This is a genomic window from Mycobacterium helveticum (assembly GCF_007714205.1).
In the GTDB taxonomy this organism is placed as follows: domain Bacteria; phylum Actinomycetota; class Actinomycetes; order Mycobacteriales; family Mycobacteriaceae; genus Mycobacterium; species Mycobacterium helveticum.
The window spans coordinates 1-4,936 of record NZ_VMQU01000214.1 but is presented as its reverse complement, the minus strand read 5'-3'; the positions used below and the strand labels follow the sequence as shown (position 1 = coordinate 4,936).

Annotated in this window: 4 protein-coding genes; 1 reads left to right on the top strand and 3 read right to left on the bottom strand. The window is 70.5% G+C overall.

Going from position 1 to position 4,936, the window contains the following annotated elements:
* Nucleotides 1–284 precede the first annotated feature (284 nt).
* Nucleotides 285–458, bottom strand: coding sequence for a hypothetical protein (locus tag FPZ47_RS28700; RefSeq protein WP_168209576.1), 174 nt, complete (start codon nucleotides 456–458; stop codon nucleotides 285–287).
* A gap of 833 nt (nucleotides 459–1,291) precedes the next feature.
* On the opposite strand from FPZ47_RS28700, the gene purD reads away from it, so the two are divergent.
* Complete coding sequence (gene purD, locus FPZ47_RS26495) at nucleotides 1,292–2,560, top strand: phosphoribosylamine--glycine ligase (RefSeq protein ID WP_144957087.1); 1,269 nt, start codon at nucleotides 1,292–1,294, stop codon at nucleotides 2,558–2,560.
* A gap of 6 nt (nucleotides 2,561–2,566) precedes the next feature.
* Here the strand turns inward: purD and FPZ47_RS26490 are convergent, their stop codons facing one another.
* Both FPZ47_RS26490 and FPZ47_RS26485 read right to left on the bottom strand, forming a co-directional pair.
* Nucleotides 2,567–4,150: a gamma-glutamyltransferase family protein gene (locus FPZ47_RS26490; RefSeq protein ID WP_144957089.1), complete on the bottom strand. Its 1,584-nt coding sequence runs from the start codon at nucleotides 4,148–4,150 to the stop codon at nucleotides 2,567–2,569.
* 30 nt (nucleotides 4,151–4,180) lie between these two features.
* A partial coding sequence (locus FPZ47_RS26485) for an alpha/beta hydrolase-fold protein (RefSeq protein WP_210420022.1) occupies nucleotides 4,181–4,936 on the bottom strand: 756 nt, incomplete at its 5' end.

Below are 4,936 nucleotides of genomic sequence, written 5' to 3'. Positions count from 1 at the left end.
CATAACTGGCAAACGGGTGGTCCAATGAAACTGGCTAAACCCTGGTCAAAGTGGTCCCATCACCGTGGCGGTCGACACATTACCTGCCGTGGCTGCCACGCCGGCACGTCACCGGCTGCCCGCACTGATCAGCCATCAACGCCGCCGTCCGCTCCGTATGCAGCCGATTCACCCCAGCCAATTCCTCGGGCGTGGTGCATTCCAGATCCGCGCCGACCCCGGCCGTCTTCTCATGGCACACACCCGTTGCAGCACGACGTGATACGCACCAAGAACGACTGTGCTCATCGCATCGTCAGCATTCGACACCCGGCATTGCGGTTGATCGGCATCGACCAGGGACCCTTCGCCATGCGCTGACGATTCCATCGAGCATTGGCCGCTCGCCGCGTCGTCAGTGATATGGCCGACAGCGGCGCGGCGACCTCGGTCGAAATCTGCTTGAACAGCGGGCCCATCGCCTACTCTGTCAGCCCAATCTCGGCGGCGCTCCAAACCAATTCGCGGCCTGACCTATTCGCCGCGCCGGCCAGCTCGGCGTCCGGCGAAGCACAAAGCTGCTGCACTGCAGAACTTTTCGGTACGACTCGCATCGCTGCAGTCTAGCGCGCCGGAGCAGCAGAACCGCCGTAGCCGACCAGGCCACGATGGGTATCGACGCCGATCAGTGCAGTCCAATTACCCCCGAAATCAGGCACTTTACCGCTCTTGTCAGCGTGAGTCTTGATCGCGGCATACTTCGGGTTCACCAGCAGCCCCGGACATGCCGCCCGGTACACTCGCCGGACGCGGTCACAGCCTGGCCGGTGTGGGGGTTCTCTGACCCCTGCCGTGCGACCGAACCGAGAATACGGGCCACCATGCGGCCCGCGGAGGTGGACAGGTCCAGCTCGGCGCCCTGTACGGTACGGAGTACGCCCCGCACAGGCGATCGCCCCGTCGACGCAAAGTGCCTCGGCCGCGGCACAGGCTTCTTCGAATTGGGTGAACGCCTGAGCGGAAAGCCAGTGTGGCCGGCCACAGGCCGATTCCCCGGCGCTGAGCCGCGCGTCCACGGCGCGGACGTTGTCGTCGAGTTGTGCGAGCCTGCGTGCCCCGATGATGGCGTGAGGCGGCTGGCTTCGTGCGTCGCGAGAGCGACCCGGCCGACCTGCGGCGCCATCGGCTTGCGCTCACGGCGGCCGGACGCCTCACCGCCGCGGCGCAGAAAGACCTCAAGGACCTGCTCGAGAAGATCAGCCGAACCGGCTGCTGTGGTCGTGCGGTCCCTGCCCGGCTAGTCTGACGTCTCGTGCGCGTCCTGGTGATCGGCTCCGGTGCCCGTGAACATGCGCTGCTGCTGGCGCTGCAGCGAGACCCGCAGGTCACCGGCTTGGCCATCGCTCCCGGCAACGCCGGCACGGCCCGCATCGCCGAGCAGCACGCCGTCGACGTGACCTCGAGCGCGGAGGTCGTCGCCCTGGCGCGCGCGGTCCGCGCCGACCTGGTCGTCATCGGCCCCGAGGTTCCGCTGGTGCTGGGGGTGGCCGACGCTGTGCGCGCCGCCGGCATCGTGTGCTTCGGGCCCAGCCGGGATGCCGCTCGCATCGAAGGATCCAAGGCGTTCGCCAAGGACGTCATGGCCGCGGCGGGCGTTCGGACCGCGACGAGCGAGATCGTCGACAGCCCAGCACATTTGGATGCGGCCCTGGACAGGTTCGGGCCTCCGGCCGGCGACGCCGCCTGGGTGGTGAAAGACGACCGGCTGGCCGCGGGCAAAGGCGTGGTGGTGACACCGGATCGAGATGTGGCGCGTGCCCATGCCGCCGGGCTGCTCGAGACGGGTCACCCGGTGCTGCTGGAGTCCTACCTGGACGGCCCCGAGGTGTCGCTGTTCTGCGTGGTCGACGGCAAAACCGTGGTGCCCCTCCTGCCGGCGCAGGACTTCAAGCGCGTCGGCGTGGGAGACGCCGGCCCCAACACCGGCGGCATGGGCGCCTATGCGCCGCTGCCGTGGCTGCCCGACGACGTCTACCGGGACGTGGTCGGCACCATCGTCGAACCCGTTGCGGCCGAGATGGTTGCGCGTGGCAGTTCCTTCTCCGGCCTGCTGTACGTCGGACTGGCGATCACCGCGAAGGGTCCCGCGGTGGTCGAATTCAATTGCCGCTTCGGGGATCCGGAAACCCAGGCGGTGCTGGCGCTGCTGGAATCGCCGCTCGGCCAATTGCTGTACGCGGCGGGAACCGGCGCGCTGGCCGATTTCGGCGAGCTGCGCTGGCGCGACGGCGCCGCGGTCACGGTGGTGCTGGCGGCGGAGAACTATCCCGGGCGACCGCGGGTCGGCGACGTCATCACCGGGTCCGAAGCCGACGGGGTGCTGCACGCCGGTACGGCGCGTCGCGACGACGGTGCGATCGTCTCCTCGGGCGGCCGGGTGCTGTCCGTGGTGGGCATCGGCGACGACCTCTCCGCCGCCCGGGCCCGGGCATACGACATCATCGGTTCGATTCGGTTGCCGGGCAGCCACTTCCGCAGCGACATCGCCCTCTTGGCGGCGCAGGGCAAGATCCGCGTGTAAAACGCCTCAGAAACCCGTGGCCTGGCCGTCGCGGCGCGGATCGCTGGCCGCGAGGTACCCGCCGCCCAGGCGCCAGATCGCCTGGCAGCTGCCGAACTGGTTGTAGTCCCCGACGGACACCAGGTCGTGCCCGCGCCGGCGCAGCTCGTCGAGCGTGGCCGGCGGGAAGCCGCGTTCGCAGCTGACCCGCAAGCCGTCCACCCAGCGGAACCGGGGGCCGTCGCACGCCGCCTGCGGATTCTGGCCGTGGTCGGCGATACGCACCATGACCTGCACGTGGCCCTGGGGCTGCATAGTTCCGCCCATCACCCCGAAGCTCATCACCGGCGAGCCGTCCCTGGTCACGAAACCCGGGATGATGGTGTGGTACGGACGCTTGCCGGGCCCCACCCGGTTCGGATGCCCCGGTGCCGCAACGAAGTTCGCACCGCGATTCTGCAGCGAGATTCCGGTGCCCGGCACCACCACACCCGAGCCGAACCCCATGTAGTTGGACTGGATCATCGAGACCATCACCCCCGCGGCGTCGGCGGCCGTCAGGTACACGGTGCCCCCGCCCGGGGTGCCCGCGGACGCCGGCTTGGCCCGGTGCCGGTCGATCAGCGCGCCGCGGTGTCTCAGGTACTGCGGGTCCAACAGGTGCTGCGGGCCGACCGGCATGTGCTCGATGTCGGAGACATAGGCCTGCGCGTCGGCGAAAGCCAGCTTCACCGCCTCGATCTGCAGGTGCACGCTGTCGGCGGAATCGGCCGGCAGCGAGGCCATGTCGAAATGCTCGAGGATGCCCAGCGCGATCAGCGCCACGATGCCCTGGCCGTTGGGCGGGATCTCGTGGACGGTGTACCCGCGGTAGGGGGCGTCGATCGTGCCCACCCAGTCGGCGCGGTGCGCGGCCAGATCGTCGGCGCGCATGGCTGCGCCGTTGGCCGCCGCGTGGGCCTCGAGCCGGGCGGCCAGCTCCCCCCGGTAGAACGCCTCGCCGCGGGTGTCGGCGATCTTTTCCAGCGTGGCCGCATGGTCGGGCAGCGCGAACGGCTCACCGGGGGCGGGTGCCCGCCCGCCCGGCGCGAACGTCTGCGCGAACCCGGGCTGGTGCTCGAACAGCGGCACCTGCGCCGCCCACTGCTCGGCGACGGTCGGGGAGACCAGAAAACCGTTGCGGGCGTAGGAGATCGCGGGGCCGAAGAGCCGCTCGAACGGCAGCCGGCCGAATCGCGCGTGCAGCTCGGCCCACGCCGACACCGCGCCCGGGACGGTCACCGAGTTCCAGCCGACGGCGGGAACGTCGTGGCCGCCGAAGTACTCCGGTGTCCAGGCCCCGGGTGAGCGGCCCGACGCGTTGAGCCCGTGCAGTCGCCGGCCGTCCCAGACGATCGCGAAGGCGTCCGAGCCGATGCCGTTGGACACCGGTTCCACCACGGTGAGGGCGATCGCGGTGGCAACCGCGGCATCCACCGCGCTGCCACCCTCGGCGAGCATGCGCAGGCCCGCCTGGGCGGCAAGCGGCTGCGAGGTGCACACCACGTTGTGCGCCAGCACGGGCTTGCGCGGCCAGGCGTAGGGGAAGCTCCAGTCGAAGGGGGCGGTCACCTTCGCGAGCGTAACGCTGGCGAAGCGGCGTCAGCCGGTCAGCAGCGGCGCGAGCCAGGTCAGCTCGGCGGGCAGCTGCGAACTCCAGTACGCCGGGTTGTGCCCCCCGGGGGAGAACCCGCCCGCCGGCGGGGTGGGCAGTTGGGCGACGAACTGTTGGGTCGCCGCGTAGAAGGGGTCGCTGTCGCCGCAGTCCACCCGGATCGGGATGGAGGCCAGCGCCGGCATGCCGAACACCGAGTTGGCCGCGAAGTCCGCGGGTCCGTCGAACGCGCCGGGCGCGGCCGCCCCCGGAGACAGCCACAGCGCGGGGCTCACCGCGCAGATCGCCGCGGTGCGTGCGGGGCCCAGCCGGCCGCCGAGCAGCAGGGCGCCGTAGCCACCCATCGACCAGCCCAGGAATGCCACCCGCGAGGTGTCCAGGTTCTGGGTGCCCAGGTTCTGGTTGCCCAGCATCGGGATCAGCTCGTCGAGCACCATGGCCCCGCTGTCCTCGCCGGACGCCCTCTTGTGCCAGTAGCCGCCCCCGCCGTCGACGGCGACCACCGCAAACGGCGGCAACCCGGCGTCCACGGCCTGGGCCAGCCCCTGCTCGACGCCGCCGGCCATCACGGTGGCAGCGTCGCTGCCTTTGCCGTGCAGCGCGATGACCGGCCGCAGCGGCCTGGTCTGGCCCGGCGGGCGCGCGATCGCCCAGTTGGTGGTGATGCCGCCGCGCGCCGCCGACACGAAAGAGCCCGTGACCATGGTGGGGGCTCTCACTAATACACATCTGACGCTGCCGAC